Source organism: Sulfurospirillum arsenophilum NBRC 109478 (genome assembly GCF_000813345.1).
Classification (GTDB): Bacteria; Campylobacterota; Campylobacteria; order Campylobacterales; family Sulfurospirillaceae; genus Sulfurospirillum; species Sulfurospirillum arsenophilum.
Map to the genome: position 1 here is coordinate 21,538 of NZ_BBQF01000005.1, position 16,272 is coordinate 37,809.

A 16,272-nucleotide genomic window follows, 5' to 3' on the forward strand; every position below is an offset into this window, starting at 1 on the left:
GTTCACCTAAACACTTCTATCATCCTTTCGGAAACATCCTCACGTATCTTTTAACTTTTCATTGCTCTCAACCAACTCTTCTGTGGTCTTATTGATGAAGTGCGAAAGCGCTTTACAGGTATTGGCAAAATCTACCATTTGCCTCGATATAGGCTTGGTACACGGGATAGGTTTGCGACTCATGACAGAGCCGCCTTCACTTAACGCCAAAATGGTCATCGTTTGATTAAAAAGTAGCTTTGCCGTTGGTGTGCTAAAGAACTCTCCATAAGTAAAAAATCCACACACCGGTGCTATCTGAGTCCACGGCTCTATTTCTAAGCCGATTGCCTCTTGTAAAAAACGTCTGCGCGCCATACAGGCATAGATGAAAATAGACTCGATCGGATTTGCATCCACTCGCTCAAGAGATTTCATGGCATCGTTTAAAATGAGCTCGGCATTGCCAAATCCGAGACGAACTTTATCCCCCGTCTTGAGGTTACCCGCAAATGTAATCGAACCATCACTATTTTTTGCCACCGCAGCACGCGCTACAGAAATGCCATTACGTGAAAGCATGAGAGGAAATTCTATGCCAATATTAGGAATCATCGCAGCGACCTCATCGCCTAGATAATTTGCATACGTCTCAATAGCCGTTTTATGATCGATCGTATAAACACGGTTTTTCTCAGCATGCGTAATGGTCATCTCTTTACCAATCGAGCTCCAATTAAAATTATAATCGCTGTAAACGTGTAACGTTGGATTATTCAAAGCAACACCAACAGCACCATTACATGTAATCAGCTCTTTGGTAAAAACATAAGTTTTGCCAAATTTGGATAAATCCCCTGCCAACCCTCCTGCAACCGTTACATTGTGTGCCAAGGCAAAGCCTTCTAAATACTCTTCTCCGTTGGTGCTAATGCCATCCACAAAGGTGATAACTGCGCGGGTATCCTCTTGGATGAGTGTTTGTGCCATCGCATTACCTAACTGCTTACAGTCACTTTGTCTCTCCATACCATAGCTTTGAAGGGTTGTGTGCTCAAAAAGAGTGAGGGAGATGACAACGGTATGGATATGCACATTCGCACCCAATATCTCTCCATCCGTTGTCGCCCCAATAATATGGCACGAAGGAAGCATCCCACTCACAACATTCATAATCGCTTGAATAATCTCAACATCGCTGAAAGCACAAAAGATTTGTACTAAAAGTTGGGGCGTATCCTTAATGGCATTCGTCTCCACAAAAAGACGAAATTGTTCCGCATCTTTGTAGTAGGTATTAAACGTTTTCATACCTTACTCCTCTGCCTTGGATCGTTGGTTTAGAGATAATCCTCAGGCTTATAATTTGCTACCACAAAATCAATGTCTTTATCGCCTCGTCCACTGAGATTGACCAAGATAGACTCATACGGTTTTTCTTTCGCTAATTTCATCGCAAAGGCGACTGCATGCGCACTCTCTAAGGCTGGGATGATACCCTCATAATGCGAAAGATCGTAAAACGCTTGAATGGTTTCCGCATCATTAGCAATGCCAACTTTGGTTCGAGCAATGGAATTTAGATACGCATGTTCTGGTCCAACGGAGGGATAGTCTAAGCCACTGGCAACCGAATGGACTGCCGCTGGCTCGCCTTTGTCATCTTTAAGCATGATGGAGTTAAAACCATGCAGTATACCCTCACTACCATACGTTAAACTCGCAGCATGTTCACCGAGCTTTGTACCCTTTCCGCCCGGTTCTACCCCATACATCTCACACGGATCATCTATAAATGCCGAGAAAAGCCCCATAGCGTTACTTCCACCACCGACACAAGCAACCAAATTGTCAGGAAGATTTCCCGTCATCTCTAAAAACTGCTCTCTAGCTTCAATGCCTACAACACTTTGAAAGTCACGCACCATCATCGGAAACGGATGCGGTCCAACGACAGAACCGATACAGTAGATGCTGTTTTCAGGGTCTTGTAAGTACGCCACAAAAGCAGAGTCCACCGCTTCTTTCAGCGTTCTTGCCCCAAAGCTTACAGGCACAACTTTAGCACCCAGTACGCGCATACGAACCACATTGGGATGCTCTTTGGCGATGTCCACTTCACCCATGTGAATCTCACACTCTAACCCAAAGTACGCCGCCGCCGTAGCAAGTGCCACACCATGTTGCCCTGCTCCTGTTTCGGCGATGAGCTTTTTCTTGCCTAAGTATTTTGCCAAAAGCGCTTCACCCATGCAGTGGTTCAGTTTGTGCGCACCCGTGTGGTTTAAGTCTTCACGTTTAAGATAAATGCGAGCACCTCCAACAAACTCGCTCAATCGTTTTGCATAATACACAGGTGTCGGGCGACCTTGATAATGTTTGCGAATATCGCGAAGTTCACGAATAAAATTGTGCGAATTGCCAATGGTCAAGTACGCCTCTTCAATCTTTTTAAACTGCTCTACAAGTTCAGGTGGTAAAAAAGCTCCACCAAATTTTCCAAAATAACCATTCGCGTCAGGGAAAGCTTTTAAATACGGTTTTTGCATCATCTTTTTCCTTTACATGTAAAGCTCTTTGGTCACAACTTCATCACACGTTTTGGTTACAACCAAGCACTTTTTTAGTATTATAACTTACAGAAACAGGAAACTAGGAAAAATAATGGAAATCGAAGAAATTATTGAAGACCTTATTGACAAAAATGCCGATGATTTTGAAATATCAAAGCTAATTAAAGAGCATATCAAAAACTATCTTGGCTCACTCAATGAAATATTTGTCGAAAATCAAGGCAAAGATTTTCTCGTTAAACACGCCAAAAAAATTGACCAATTTATCATCCTCATTTACAAATATACCTTGCGCAAATACTTCGGTAACTATATGCCGTTTGTCAACTCCATTCCTGTCGTACTCGTGGGCATGGGAAGTTACGGAAGAGAAGAGCTCTGCGTTTACTCTGACATTGACCTCATGGTCGTTTACAAAGCAGTACCGGGATACAACATCGAACCGCTCATTCAGTCTATGCTTTACCTTGCATGGGATGCAGGAATGAAGTTAGGACACCGCACGCACAAACTCGAAGAACTTGTGGATGCCAGCAATCAAGACCTGACCATCAAAACAGCGATGTTAGAGTCTCGTTTTTTATGCGGTTCCAAACTGTTGTGGATGGAGACGGAGCGTGAAATTCTCAAAATCCAAAAATGGCAAAAAAAAGAGGTCATTGCCCAAATTGTTGCAGCCAATGAAGAAAGACGTGCAAAGCATCCGATGAGTATGGAGCCCAACATCAAAGAAGGTGTTGGAGGGCTTAGGGATGCCAATACCCTCTCATGGATCTGTAAAATTCTCTTTGGAAGTATGCGCATTCGTGATCGCGTCCCTGAGATCATCGATGAAGAGGAGTATAGAGAATTTAGAAGCTCTTTAGAGTTTTTATTTCGAGTGCGCTCAGCACTGCACCTCAGTGCAAAGAAAAAACAAGACATACTGAACTTAGAGTTTATTCCCGATGTGGCTCAAAAACTGGGTTTTCAAAACAAAATTCTTAAAAATGCACAGATGCAACTCGCCTCTCGAACCATGGCTTCCATGCACACGATTGACGTTACATGTAAAATCTTTATGCGTAAACTTACCGCCTCCATACTCACTCATCCAACGCGTTTGAGCGCGCTTAAAAAGGGACGCGTTGAAAAAGGGCTGTATGTCGCTGACAGCTGTGTTTTTGCCTCACTTAAAAAACCAAGCCCAAGTCTGAGTATGGTGCTAGAGCAACTCCAGCAGTTTGACGACCCTAGTCTTAGTTTTGACATCAGCTACGTGAGTTACATCAAAAACGCTCACTTCACATCCCATAACTCAAAAAAAATCTATAAACAATTTCGTGCCCTACTTTTCCAAGCAAATCTCTACACGCTGTTTAGCCTTTTGTACGAAGCCTCTTTGTTGCAACAACTCGTGAAGCCATTTCGTCAAATTCTCAACCTTGCCCAATTTGATGGATACCACAAATTACCCGTGGACATTCACTCATTGCATACACTGTACCATCTTGAAAACATCAAAGAACCCTTTATAAAATCCCTTTTTGATGACCTCTGTCCTGAAGGTAGAGCATTGATGAAATTGGTCGCATTTATCCACGACATCGGTAAAGGTCGCAAGGGTGACCACAGTGAACTTGGCGCAAAAATCTTTAGAGCATATGCTATGAAATTACAGTTTTCCGAACAAGCCATTGAGACAGGCATCGTGCTGATTAAATACCATACACTCATGAGTAACACGGCAAACCGTGAAGATATTTACGACGAAAAGGTCGTATTGGCGTTTATTTCAAAGCTTCAAAGCCCACAGATTTTAAAAATGCTCTACATCCTCACCTATGCCGACACCAACGCGGTCAATGACAACATCTACACAGGCTTTATCGCCAAACTACTGCGTGAGTTTTACAACTATAGTCTTGAGATGTTCGACAAAGAAGAGCTGATTGATGAGACAACCAAACGTCTGCGCAAAGAGAACAGTCTTAAAAAGAGTCCTGAGTTTTTAGAACTCTCCAAAGCGCTTCAGAAAAAAACACTTTCTGTTCAATCCAACTTCTTTTTCTTGAAGCAAAAACCAAATGCGATTGTCCAAATTGTCAAAGAGGCAGAAGCAACAAAAGAAGATCACTACAGCTACAAAATCACCAATGACTCGCATCTAAGCATCACTGTTATTCGCGGTAAGAGTTTTAACATTGGCTATCTTTTAGGAAAACTTTCGTATCTTGATCTTGTACAGATGGATATTTACAAGCTTTTTGATGGCAAAAAATATTTCCAAATTGACTTCAATGAAAAAGTCACAGAGAATGATATTGAACTCATTCGCGAGCTTATCGACAACTCGTTTGATATGAGCAAAAAAGTAACCCTAAAAAAACCGATCATTCTTAAAGGGGAGCTTGACATCAACTGTGAACACTCCAAGTCGTATGCGCTTATGCACGTCAACACCAAGAACCAACACGGTCTTATGGCGTACTTTATGAGTGTGTTTGATGAACATGGCATAGACATTGCAATGGCGAAGATTCAGACCATTAAGAACCGAACGAGGAACCTTCTTTTAATCGAAAAGACAGTCGGTTTATGTAACAATGGAGAAGATATTTTAGATTATTTTTACTAAAAAGGTAACGTATATGTGTGGAATTGTTGGCTATATTGGAACAAAAGAAAAACGAAATTTTTTGATCAGTGGACTAAAAGAGCTTGAGTATAGAGGGTATGATTCAGCAGGTATTGCTGTGCTCAAAGATGGTGACATTACCGCTTTTAAAGCTACAGGAAAACTCTCCAACTTAGACCATAAAGTAGAAAACTTTAACTCTTCTGGCTTTGGTGTAGGCATCGGACACACCAGATGGGCAACGCACGGTAAGCCAACCGAAGCTAATGCGCACCCACACTGGGGCGAATTTTCCTACATTATCCATAACGGTATCATTGAAAATTATAAAGAGATCAAAGATGAACTCTTAAAAGATGGTGTGAAGTTCTTGAGCCAAACCGATACCGAAGTTGCGGTTCATCTTTTTGAAAAAAATGTACGAGAACTCGGTGATTGCTTTAAAGCATTTGAGAAGACCATTACATCATTGCATGGTGCATATGCCATTTTGCTCATCACGAAAAAAGAACCCGATGTGATTTTCTTTGCTAAAAATGCCGTACCGCTCCTACTTGGAAAAAGCAGTGATGGCGAAGTCTTTTTTAGCTCCTCAGATGCACCCCTTATTGGACTTGTCAAAGAAGTCGTTTACCTAGAGGACGGAGAATACGGTTGGGCAAAAAATCAAGAGATTACCCTTCTTAAAAATTTTGTACCACAACATCTTGATTTTAAACCACTCACCCAAGATAAACTCTCTGCTCAAAAAGATGGCTACCGCTACTTTATGGAAAAAGAGATTTACGAGCAATCTCTTGTCGTAGGCGAGACATTAATGGGACGCATCAAAGGCAATTCCGTTGTCTTAGATGAACTCTCCACGCTTGATCTTAAAAATATTGATGCCATAAAAATCTGCGCGTGTGGTACAAGTTACCATGCAGCACTCAGTGCATGTTATATGTTTGAACGCTTGGCAAAAATTCGTTGTAACGTTGAAATTGCCAGTGAATTTCGCTACAAAGAGCCATTGTTAGATACTAAAACACTGTTTATTGTTATCTCTCAAAGCGGTGAAACTGCCGATACCCTCGAAGCCCTTAAAATGGCAAAACAGAGTGGTATGCAAACGCTCGCCATCTGTAATGTGGATAACTCTTCCATCGTGAGAACAGCCGATATGACTATCCTAACACGTGCTGGCATCGAAAAAGGCGTCGCGAGCACGAAAGCTTTTGCAACACAAGTCATTACCCTTTGGCTTTTAACACTCTTCATTGGTGAGCAAAAAGGAAGCATTAACGTAGCAACCTTACAAAGTGAAATTGCAGCACTTCTTCATATACCGCTTGTTTTAAAAGTGAATGAAACTATTCATGAAAAAATTCGCCGTCTCTCCAAACGTTACCTGCATGGGCATGGCTTCTTCTTCATCGGTCGCGACATTTTCTATCCACTAGCCCTTGAAGGAGCATTGAAGCTCAAAGAGATCAGCTATCTTCATGCCGAAGGCTATCCCGCTGGAGAGATGAAACATGGACCTATTGCGCTTGCGGATAGCGAACTTTTCACCATTGCGTTAATGCCAAAAAATCTTTTGTATGATAAGATGAAAAGCAACGTCGAAGAGCTAGGCGCTAGAGATTCTACACTGCTCATCATCAGTCCAGAACCGTTTGAATTAGCCGATGATTTTATTAAAACAACCTCACAAAACCATATGATGGGTGAATTTTTTGAGATGATGCTCATTACCCAACTACTTGCTTTAGAGATTTCAATTCGCCTTGGAAATGATGTTGATATGCCACGAAATTTAGCGAAAAGTGTGACTGTAGAATAATTACATGTAAGGACGTGCGATGCAAAAAAAGCTCTCTTTGGTCATTGTAGGAACAATTTTTATCTCTTTTATGATTCTTATGATTATTTCCGCTCTTTCGATCCGCAATCTTGGGATCAAAAATGCCGAAGAGAAGGCGCAAATCATCGCTGATTTGGTTCAAGATGGTCTCTCTGCACACATGCTCAGTGGGACAATGGAACAACGTGAATTTTTCCTTAACAAGATCAGCACTGCCAAAGGGGTTCAAGCGCTTTGGGTTGTACGCAGTGAGTCGGTCATCAAACAGTTTGGTAAAGGGTTCAATAACGAGATCGCACGCGATGCCATTGATGAAGTAACGCTTAAAACAGGTGTCGTTCACAAAAACAATGAAGAGAGTTCCCACACTGCAAAACTTCGTATTACAACACCTTATGTTGCTAAAGAACACGGAACACCTAACTGTATGCAGTGCCACCAAGCAAAAGAAGGAGAAGTGCTTGGAGCCATCAGCATTGTTTTTGATATAAGCGAAGTACGAACAAATGGTATTTTGACATCGCTTGGTATTTTGCTTCTCTCTATTTTTATCATGCTGTTTGTCTTCATCATCATAAACCGTTCAATGCATCCATTGATGGAGTTGTTTAACTCTATTACGTTTGTCATGAACAAAGCACAAGAGGGTGATTACAGTAGGCGCGTACGCTTTAGTGGCACGGATAAAGAGTGTCACAATGTTATGTTTTGGATTAACTCACTTTTAGAAAAACTTGAAAACACCCTCAACGACATTGAAGTAACCGTTAAAAAGTTTTTAGCTCTTTCTCCCAATCACCAACCCGACCTGCTCCTTGATGCACAAGCCATCGTGCATGAACTCTCCGATATTTATCAATTCAAACGTACCATTGAATTTGACGAAGACAAAGAGCAAGTTTACAGACGTATTGGCTCTATTTTACAACACGATTTAGGACTTAAAGATTTTGTATTGATTGAATCAGGCAAAGAGGCTATCAGCCCAACCATTGTTTTTGATGCATCCGCACAAAAACGCATCGTTGATCCAACGTGCAGAGCACTTCGAACCAAACAAGCCGTCTATTCTGATCAGTTTAAAAATATCTGCGAATCATGTACAAACTGCGCCCATCATCTCTGTATTCCGTATCTCATAAGCAGTGATTTTGAGTTACTCCTGAGCATTTGGACACAATCAGCAGAAGATCTCGAACATACAAAAGAGCAACTGCCTAAAATTCAAAATTACATCGATGCCGCGCGTCCAGAGCTGGTAAGTAAAAACTTAACTGAGATTTTAAAAGTCTCTTCAACAACCGATGCACTTACGGGACTTTACAACCGTAAATATTTAGATGAGTACATCGAAAAAGCACTCTCCCAAGCGAAACGAAATGGCATTGTCTATGGCATTTTAATGATTGACATTGACTTTTTCAAAATGGTCAATGACACGTATGGGCATGATGTGGGCGATCGCGCAATCAAAGTACTCGCACATGTATTGAAAGAAAATATTCGAGATGCTGATACTGCATTCCGTTTTGGTGGTGAAGAATTTTTGGTACTGTTGTATGAATGCGAAGAAGAGATGGTTACCAATATCGCGGAAAAAATACGCATTGCTTTTGAAAAATCAGCTATTCAATCCAGCAATGGCTCGACCTTTTACAAAACGCTCAGTGTGGGTGCATCCATCTTCCCGAAAGATTCAGATTCACTCTGGAAGTGCATTAAGTTTGCAGATATTGCACTGTATACTGCTAAAGATAGTGGTCGCAACTGTATCAAACGCTTTAATGCATCTATGGTTGAGTCAGAACTCAAAAACGACTTTTAAAGGCCATTATGAAATTTTACCGCGTCTATGTTGAGCTCACCAATATCTGTGGGCTCGCATGCAGTTTTTGTCCACCTAAGATTCTTGCTACACAAACGATGTCACTTCCTTTTTTTGAACATGTTTTGGATGAATTAGCGCCTTACACTAAAGAGATCGCTTACCACATGGGTGGCGACGCGTTAACACTTTCAAACCTTCAAGCGTACTTGGATATAACAGCACACAAACAATTTAAAGTGATGCTTACAACCAGTGGTTACTACTTAAACAAGCACGATCTTCACACACTCATGCATCCTGCCATCAAGCAGATTAATATTTCACTCAATAGCTACAATAAAAACAGCATGCCACTCTCTTTTGAGGCGTATATGGAACCTATTTTGCAACTTTGCCGACTGAAAAACAGAGTTCAAAAAGAGATTTTTATCAATCTTCGCATTTGGAACATGGATGCAAAAGAGAGTGAAAAAATGTTTAATGAAATGCTTTTTGCTTTACTTGAAAAAGAATTTAACATACCTTTACATGTAAATACGGTTTATCAAAACAGACCAAAGTCTATCCGCTTGAGCGAAAAGATACTGCTTCATTTCGATAACTATTTTGAGTGGCCCAGCCTTCAGTCACCCCATCACAGTGAGGGTACTTGTCAAGGACTTAGTTCTCATTTTGGGATTCTTAGCAATGGCAAAGTTGTGCCTTGCTGCCTTGATAAAGATGGCGTCATGGAACTAGGCAATTTACATGTAAACTCCCTCTATGATATTCTTAATTCATCACGAGCCAAAGCGATTGTTGAAGGATTTAAGCACCATCAAGCCGTTGAAAGTTTATGCCAAAAATGCACCTACAAACACCGTTTTAAGGAGAAATAATGTCAGAAAAACTCTATGAAAATGAGTACTTTTATATTGAAAAAGAAAATGCCCTGATCCCTTGGGTTAAAATCTTTACCCAAAAACCCTATAAAGAGCTGAGTGATTGTGATAAAACGACACAAGAAGCGATCTTAAAAGCAATGCTTATTGTTGAAGAGACAATGCGTGGATACTACAATCCTAAAAAGATTAACATCGCAATGTTTGGTAACTATGTCCCTCATGTTCACATCCATATTATGGCGCGATTTGAGGAAGATTCACACTTTCCTGAGTCCATGTGGGGCGTGAAACAGCGTGAATCACACTTAGAGCTTCCTCGTTTTGAGAATTTTGTTACCGTTTTACAAGGTAAGTTAGCCACGGTATAACGCTTTTGGGCGAATTTTAATCTCCCTTTTGCTAATATCTTTGGAAAAATTTAAAAAAAATAACCATTAAAGATAACGAATGAAAAAAGTGTTCCTAGGTTTCTGTTTTTTACTCTCAACGTATGCGTTTAGCGCTAATTTACACTACTCTCTCATCAAAAAAGAGAGCGGCAAAGAGGGAAGTACGCTCTTAATTGTTGGAGGAATTCATGGTGATGAACCTGGAGGCTACTTTGCACCGATGCTTCTAGCGCGCCACTACAAAATCGAAAGCGGTAATCTTTGGATTGTTCCAAATCTCAACTTTGACAGTATTGTCAAAAATTCTCGTGGCATAAACGGTGATATGAATCGTAAATTTGCCAAAATTGAGACGAAAGATAAAGATTTTGATATCGTAACCGAGATCAAAAAACTCATTTTAACCCCTAAAGTTGATCTCACTTTAAATTTGCATGATGGTCAAGGTTTCTACCGTGAACACCAAATCGATAAAAACTTTAACCCAAAAGCATGGGGACAAGCAACCATCATTGATCAACAACAAATCCCTAATGCCAAGTATGGCAATCTAGGGGAGATCGCTAAAAAAGTTAATCAAGAGACGAACGTAGAGCTCATCGAAGATGTCCACGAATTTAACGTCAAAAATACGAATACTAAGGCCCAAGATAAAGCAATGCAACAAAGTCTTACCTACTTTTCTATTACCAATAACAAGCCTGCTTTTGCGATTGAAACCAGTAAAAACATTACGAATCTTTCACAAAAAGTCTTTTATCAACTCAAAACCATCGAAAAATTTATGAATGTGATGAACATCAAATATTCACGCTCATTTGAACTCACAGAAGAGAACATCAAGAAACTTCTTCAAGACGATGGCATGTTAGAGATTCCTCCTACCAAAATTACGATGGACCTTGCAACGCTTAAAACCTATATCAAATTCTTCCCCATGAGCAAAGATAAATTAGTCTATAGCAGTAATAATCCATTAGTTGCTGTCATTAAAGATAAAGATGAATACAAAATCATGAATGGAAATACGTTGGTTTCTACATTGAAGCCTGATTTTATCGAATTTGAACACTCACTCAATGATGTTAGCTTAATCATTGATGGAAAGAAAACAACCGCTAAAATTGGCTCGTTAATCAATGCTAAAAGCAGTTTCCAAATCGATCCTATCAACGGCTACCGCATCAATATTATTGGATTTTCAAAACAGGGTGTCGTGAGTGAAGGTGGCATCAAAGTGGAGCCAAAAGATTTCATCAAAAGCTATGCAATTGATAAAGATGAAACGACATACATGGTACACTATTACAAAGATAAAAAGTTTTGCGGTATGGTCAATATTAAATTTGAAGATGAGAAAAAAAATAAAAAATAGCCTATGTGGCAAACTCTAAGAATCAAGCTTTTGTGTCGTATAGATACATGACTTTATGAAAACAAAGGAGCGCCTTGTGAGTACCTATGTGGGTAGACAACCAATTTTTGACAAAGACGGCGTATGTTTTGGGTATGAGCTCCTTTACCGCTCATGTGACGTTAACAACATGGCTACGTTTCAAGACAGTGCCAAAGCAACCACACGTGTCATTGTCAATCTTATCCACAATATTGGACTTGCATCTATCCTCGGTCATAAGATGGGGTATATCAATGTTGATGAAACAATGCTTTTTAGTGATGTCATTTTACTGCTTCCTAAAGAGCATTTTGGTTTTGAGATTTTAGAACACACCAAAGTATCACTCGCACTGTATGAGCGCGTCAAACACCTACACTCATTGGGCTACCATTTCACTCTAGACGATTTTGATTGTAGCGATCTTATGATCGAACATTATGAACCGCTCTTCCCGTATATTGAGATGATCAAAGTGGACATTCAAGCTATTGGAATACCTAATCTCAAAGCCTCCATTGATAAACTTAAAAAATACACTATTCCTCTTTTAGCTGAAAAAATAGAGACGATGGAAGAACATGAAGCATGCTCACAACTTGATTTTCTCTTTTTTCAAGGTTACTTTTTTGAAAAACCCATTATTTTAAGTGGTAAAAAAATAGAACCCAATACCCTCAATGCACTTAGGCTCATCAACTGTATTCAAGAAAATAGCGATGTAGAACATATCTCTCACAAGTTTGCAACCTGTCCAGATCTTGTCTATAACCTTCTGCGCCACGTAAACTCAGGAGCATACCATTTTCAACAAAAGATTACCTCAATCAAACAAATGGTAGCCCTTTTAGGTCCACAGAAAATTATTTCATGGCTTGGGCTTTTTCTCTACGGTACACCGCAAAACCGTCCTTTTGGTGCTGAGATTTTCAACAATGCAAAATTTCGTGCTAAAGTCATGGAAGAATTAGCCCTTGCATGCAATAAACCAGAACTTGCCAACAAAGCTTTTTTAACAGGAAGTCTCTCCTTAATTGATGCCTATCTGAACATCCCCATGCTTGAATTTTTAAATAATGCCCAACTGGATGATGAGATCAAAACTGCCCTGCTCTTTCGTGAAGGCTTTTTAGGAGAACTACTCAATATTGCAACAGAAATGAACCATTCTTGTAATACAGAGGCAACCATCAAAGCATTGGAAAACTACCCTTGCTTTAGTACCAAACAGCTCTTTGATGCTTGCACCAAAGCAACCATTTTTGTAGAAGAGACAGAACAACATTAAAATTTTAAAGAGGAGTTTTTGATGAACGTTATTATTTATTATTGCACTCGTTGAGGATACATGCCAAGAGCTTTCCGTGTGAAAGATGAGATTTTAAGTGTCTATCCAAATGCAAATGTATCACTCAGCCCAAAAACGGGTGGTTTTTTTGATATTGTTGTCGATCAGACTACGATTTTTTCAAAAACTGAAAAAATTGGTACCCCGATAGAACGTTTTCCAGAAGCGGGAGAAATCGTTACACTGCTGCAAAAGGCAGGCTATTAGTCTTTACATGTAAAGGCTTGTCAACACTTTTCTACAAAGGTTTAATGTGGGCTATATAACATCCCTGTTTGTTCGATTTGCCTATTTTTTAGACGCTTCGTCTAGCTACCATCGCGCAAAAGAGTTTTGCAGAACACTTCTGGAGCATCAACACTCTAGGCTAAAATTTTATTTCGATATTTTTATGGTCATACTCGTCGTTATAAGTGTGTTCTTCCTACTTTATGAAGTTAAAAATCCCGATGGTCACCCACATTTAGATACCTTTGTACAATTTTCTTTGATTATTTTTGTCATTGAATACCTTTTGCGCTTTTGGATCCACTCCGATAGTCATAAAATTTTCTTAGACCGTTACGAATATGCCATTAACAACAATCTTCCCTTTTCATTAATGCGAGCACTCCTTGCTATCGTTAAGAAAAAAGTTGAGTATGTTATCTCTCCACTCGCCATTATCGATCTTTTAGCCATTTTACCAAGTTACCGCCCACTTCGCTTTTTACGTATCTTCTTGCTTTTTAGGATTTTCAAGCTTTTTCGTTATGCGAGAAGTATGAAGACTTTTACAGCGATCATTACAGAAAAAAAGTTTGAGCTTTTTACCTTAGCTATTTTTGCCAGCTTCGTTATTTTTACAGGAAGCTCGGCCATTTATATCTTTGAAACAAACCAAAATCCTAAGATCAACACTCTTTTTGATGCTGTCTATTGGGCGATTGTAACGATGGGAACCGTAGGTTACGGTGATATCGTGCCTGTAACGACAGAAGGTATGGTGGTCTCTATGATTCTCATCATACTAGGTGTTTCAACCCTTGCATTTTTGACCTCCATCATCGTCTCTTCATTTCAAAATAAACTCATCGAACTGAAAGAGAGTCGTCTCTTTGCAGAAGTGGACAAACTGGAAGATTACATCGTGATCTGTGGCTACGGACGCGTCGGCGAGGTAGTTGCTAAGATGTTACATGAAGATGGGTATAAATTGGTTATCATCGACAATGATGCAGAAAAAATCAAGCTCGCGCAGCAGCGAGGACTCATTGGTATTGTTGCCGATGCCTCTAAGAGTCGTATTTTAGGTGAGATAGGTGTTGGAAAACGTGCATCACAGATTATTTGTGCCACAAACAGTGATGAGCTGAATGTCTTTATAACACTGACTGCTCGAAGTCTCAGTAAACAAATTATTATTATTGCACGTGTGATTAAAAATACCCATAAAAAGAAATACTTTTTAGCCGGAGCCAATTACGCGTTTAGTGCTGATGAAACAATAGGTCTTATGGGAGCTCAGTATATTTCACAACCTATCTCGTATGCAGCTCTTGATGAGATGCTTACTGAAAATACGGGTGTTATTTTTGATATTGTAACGATTCATGAGCACTCATGCTTTGTCAATCAAACAGTTGAAGCACTGGGATTAAAAGAGAAACGGTTAATTCTCTTTGGTGTTTTATGCAAAGACAATCTCTTGCCATTTCAATTCAATCCAACGCCTGATTTTGAACTTCAAAGCCACGATATGCTTATTATTATGGGGCGTAAACATCATATTAACGTTCTTCGTAAACTTAATGACAAAGGGAGTGCCCGATGAAGGAAAGCAAAATTCTTCTTTTTGGCTTTAGCCGATCTGCCATTGAGATTGGAGCAAGACTTCAAGCGCAAGGGTTTGAGTTTACCTGTATTGATAACGATGCCAGTTTAATGCCTAGAGCAAAAAAACTTGGATTTGATTTACGCATTACAGATTACAGTGATGATGAAATACTCATAGGACTTGGTATTGGCGAAGATGTCAAGTTCGTCTTTACACTTTTTGAAGAAGATGTTCACAACGTCTTTTTAACCCTCTCCATTCGTTCCTTAGATCCAAAAGTGCAAATCGTCTCTACGACCCACACGAAAGATGCTATTCATAAACTTGAAATTGCGGGTGCAAGTACCGTATTGGATCCCTATCAAATTTGTGGTAAAAGAATTTACAAGCTCATCACGCAGCCTGAGATCATGCAAGTCATTGACGCAACCATTTTTGGTGAAGAAGACATCAATATGGAGCAGATCACAATTACATCCCATTCGCCTCTTAATGGGTTACTGCTCAATGAGTGTTACCCCACAGAGCGTTACAATATGCTTCTGATTGGCTTGCACGATAAAGAGCTCAAAAAAGAGTTTGTCTTCATTACTGAAGGGCACAACCATAAGTTAGATCATGGCGATATTTTAGTTGTCATTGGGAAAAGTGCTGAGATTGAACGCTTTAAAATGGATTTTAGTCTATAAAAGAGGAACGATCAAAAAGAGCGTTCCAACACACGCTAAGGTTTCAAGCGTCGTAATTGATGCCATCAAAGAAACGTCGCCTCCAAGTTCCCTAGCAAGTATATGCGAAGAAGTAGCCGTAGGCATTGAAGCAAAGATAACAGCAATGCTTAAGCTCATACCCTCAAGCCCAAATAAAAGCGATAACCCATACGCAATCAGTGGGAAAATAATAAGTTTTGCTACTGTTGAAACCACCAACTCTTTTTTGGCATCTCTCAAATACTTTAGCTCCAATCCAACACCTACGGATAACAATCCCATAGGAAGTGCGGCATGACTAATAATAGAGACACTTTTTAAGAGAAATACAGGTATCGGGATACCACTGACATTGATAAGCCCGCCAATAGCACAGGCACCAATAAGAGGGTTTTTGATGATGGTTTTTAAAAAAGAGATCAAAGCAAAGTTACCCTCTCTTAAAAAAATAGCAAAAACTGAAATGCATAAGATGTTGATGAAGGGAATGGCAAACGCGATAACAATTGCAGCTAATACTAAGCCCTTGTCTCCATAAACCGCATTTACAAGCGCTAAGAAGACATAGGTATTAAAACGGATTCCACCTTGAACGATAGAGGTAAATGCCCTGTTTTGAAAATGAAGAATCATATTAAGAAGAATGAGAATCATCAAAATAGCGAAAATGCCACTGAGAGATGTGAAAACAAGATTCACCGTATGGGTAAGATCAATTTTAGCAACCGCCAACTCATACACTAAAAGGCAGGGCATCAAAACATAGTAGGTAAACTTGTCCATCTTTGGCCAGAAATCAATAGAGGGAAATTTTGCATGTTTAAATGCATAGCCTGCAAAAATAATCAAACAAATTGGTAAAAGCGCATTCAGTACATAGCTCATG

Annotated in this window: 13 protein-coding genes; 10 read left to right on the forward strand and 3 right to left on the reverse strand. The window is 39.8% G+C overall.

Annotated features, from left to right (window positions below; all coding sequences use genetic code 11):
- Positions 1-39: 39 nt before the first annotated feature.
- Together SAR02S_RS11955 and trpB are read right to left on the reverse strand one after the other, a co-directional pair.
- Positions 40-1,290 (reverse strand): FIST signal transduction protein, encoded by a 1,251-nt coding sequence (locus SAR02S_RS11955; protein WP_052433635.1) that lies wholly within the window; start codon positions 1,288-1,290, stop codon positions 40-42.
- A gap of 29 nt (positions 1,291-1,319) precedes the next feature.
- Positions 1,320-2,528: a tryptophan synthase subunit beta gene (gene trpB, locus SAR02S_RS11960; protein ID WP_041960214.1), complete on the reverse strand. Its 1,209-nt coding sequence runs from the start codon at positions 2,526-2,528 to the stop codon at positions 1,320-1,322.
- Between the two features lie 115 nt (positions 2,529-2,643).
- Between trpB and SAR02S_RS11965 the strand changes: the two genes are divergently transcribed.
- From SAR02S_RS11965 to SAR02S_RS12010, 10 genes are all read left to right on the forward strand, one after another.
- Positions 2,644-5,169: a [protein-PII] uridylyltransferase family protein gene (locus SAR02S_RS11965; RefSeq protein ID WP_041960046.1), complete on the forward strand. Its 2,526-nt coding sequence runs from the start codon at positions 2,644-2,646 to the stop codon at positions 5,167-5,169.
- Positions 5,170-5,182: 13 nt separating this feature from the next.
- Entirely contained in the window at positions 5,183-6,994 is a 1,812-nt protein-coding gene (gene glmS / locus SAR02S_RS11970; RefSeq protein ID WP_041960048.1) for a glutamine--fructose-6-phosphate transaminase (isomerizing), read from the forward strand.
- A 19-nt stretch (positions 6,995-7,013) separates the two neighbouring features.
- Positions 7,014-8,840: a GGDEF domain-containing protein gene (locus SAR02S_RS11975; protein ID WP_041960050.1), complete on the forward strand. Its 1,827-nt coding sequence runs from the start codon at positions 7,014-7,016 to the stop codon at positions 8,838-8,840.
- An 8-nt stretch (positions 8,841-8,848) separates the two neighbouring features.
- Positions 8,849-9,721 carry a radical SAM/SPASM domain-containing protein gene (locus tag SAR02S_RS11980; protein ID WP_041960052.1) on the forward strand — a complete coding sequence of 291 codons (873 nt, stop codon included), beginning with the start codon at positions 8,849-8,851 and terminating at the stop codon, positions 9,719-9,721.
- On the forward strand, positions 9,721-10,095 hold the full coding sequence (locus SAR02S_RS11985; protein WP_041960054.1) for an HIT family protein: 375 nt from the start codon (positions 9,721-9,723) through the stop codon (positions 10,093-10,095). The genes SAR02S_RS11980 and SAR02S_RS11985 overlap by 1 nt, the downstream gene beginning before the upstream one ends.
- A gap of 79 nt (positions 10,096-10,174) precedes the next feature.
- Positions 10,175-11,491 carry a M99 family carboxypeptidase catalytic domain-containing protein gene (locus SAR02S_RS11990; RefSeq protein WP_041960056.1) on the forward strand — a complete coding sequence of 439 codons (1,317 nt, stop codon included), beginning with the start codon at positions 10,175-10,177 and terminating at the stop codon, positions 11,489-11,491.
- 76 nt (positions 11,492-11,567) lie between these two features.
- Positions 11,568-12,800: an EAL and HDOD domain-containing protein gene (locus tag SAR02S_RS11995; protein WP_041960058.1), complete on the forward strand. Its 1,233-nt coding sequence runs from the start codon at positions 11,568-11,570 to the stop codon at positions 12,798-12,800.
- Positions 12,801-12,860: 60 nt separating this feature from the next.
- Entirely contained in the window at positions 12,861-13,067 is a 207-nt protein-coding gene (locus tag SAR02S_RS12000; protein ID WP_041960060.1) for an Rdx family protein, read from the forward strand.
- 46 nt (positions 13,068-13,113) lie between these two features.
- Positions 13,114-14,673, forward strand: a complete 1,560-nt coding sequence (locus SAR02S_RS12005) for a potassium channel protein (protein WP_041960062.1) — start codon at positions 13,114-13,116, stop codon at positions 14,671-14,673.
- Complete coding sequence (locus SAR02S_RS12010; RefSeq protein ID WP_041960064.1) at positions 14,670-15,365, forward strand: potassium channel family protein; 696 nt, start codon at positions 14,670-14,672, stop codon at positions 15,363-15,365. The genes SAR02S_RS12005 and SAR02S_RS12010 overlap by 4 nt, the downstream gene beginning before the upstream one ends.
- On the opposite strand, the gene SAR02S_RS12015 is transcribed toward SAR02S_RS12010, so the two are convergent.
- Positions 15,360-16,271, reverse strand: coding sequence for an AEC family transporter (locus SAR02S_RS12015; RefSeq protein ID WP_041960066.1), 912 nt, complete (start codon positions 16,269-16,271; stop codon positions 15,360-15,362). The genes SAR02S_RS12010 and SAR02S_RS12015 overlap by 6 nt on opposite strands.
- Position 16,272: the final 1 nt, after the last annotated feature.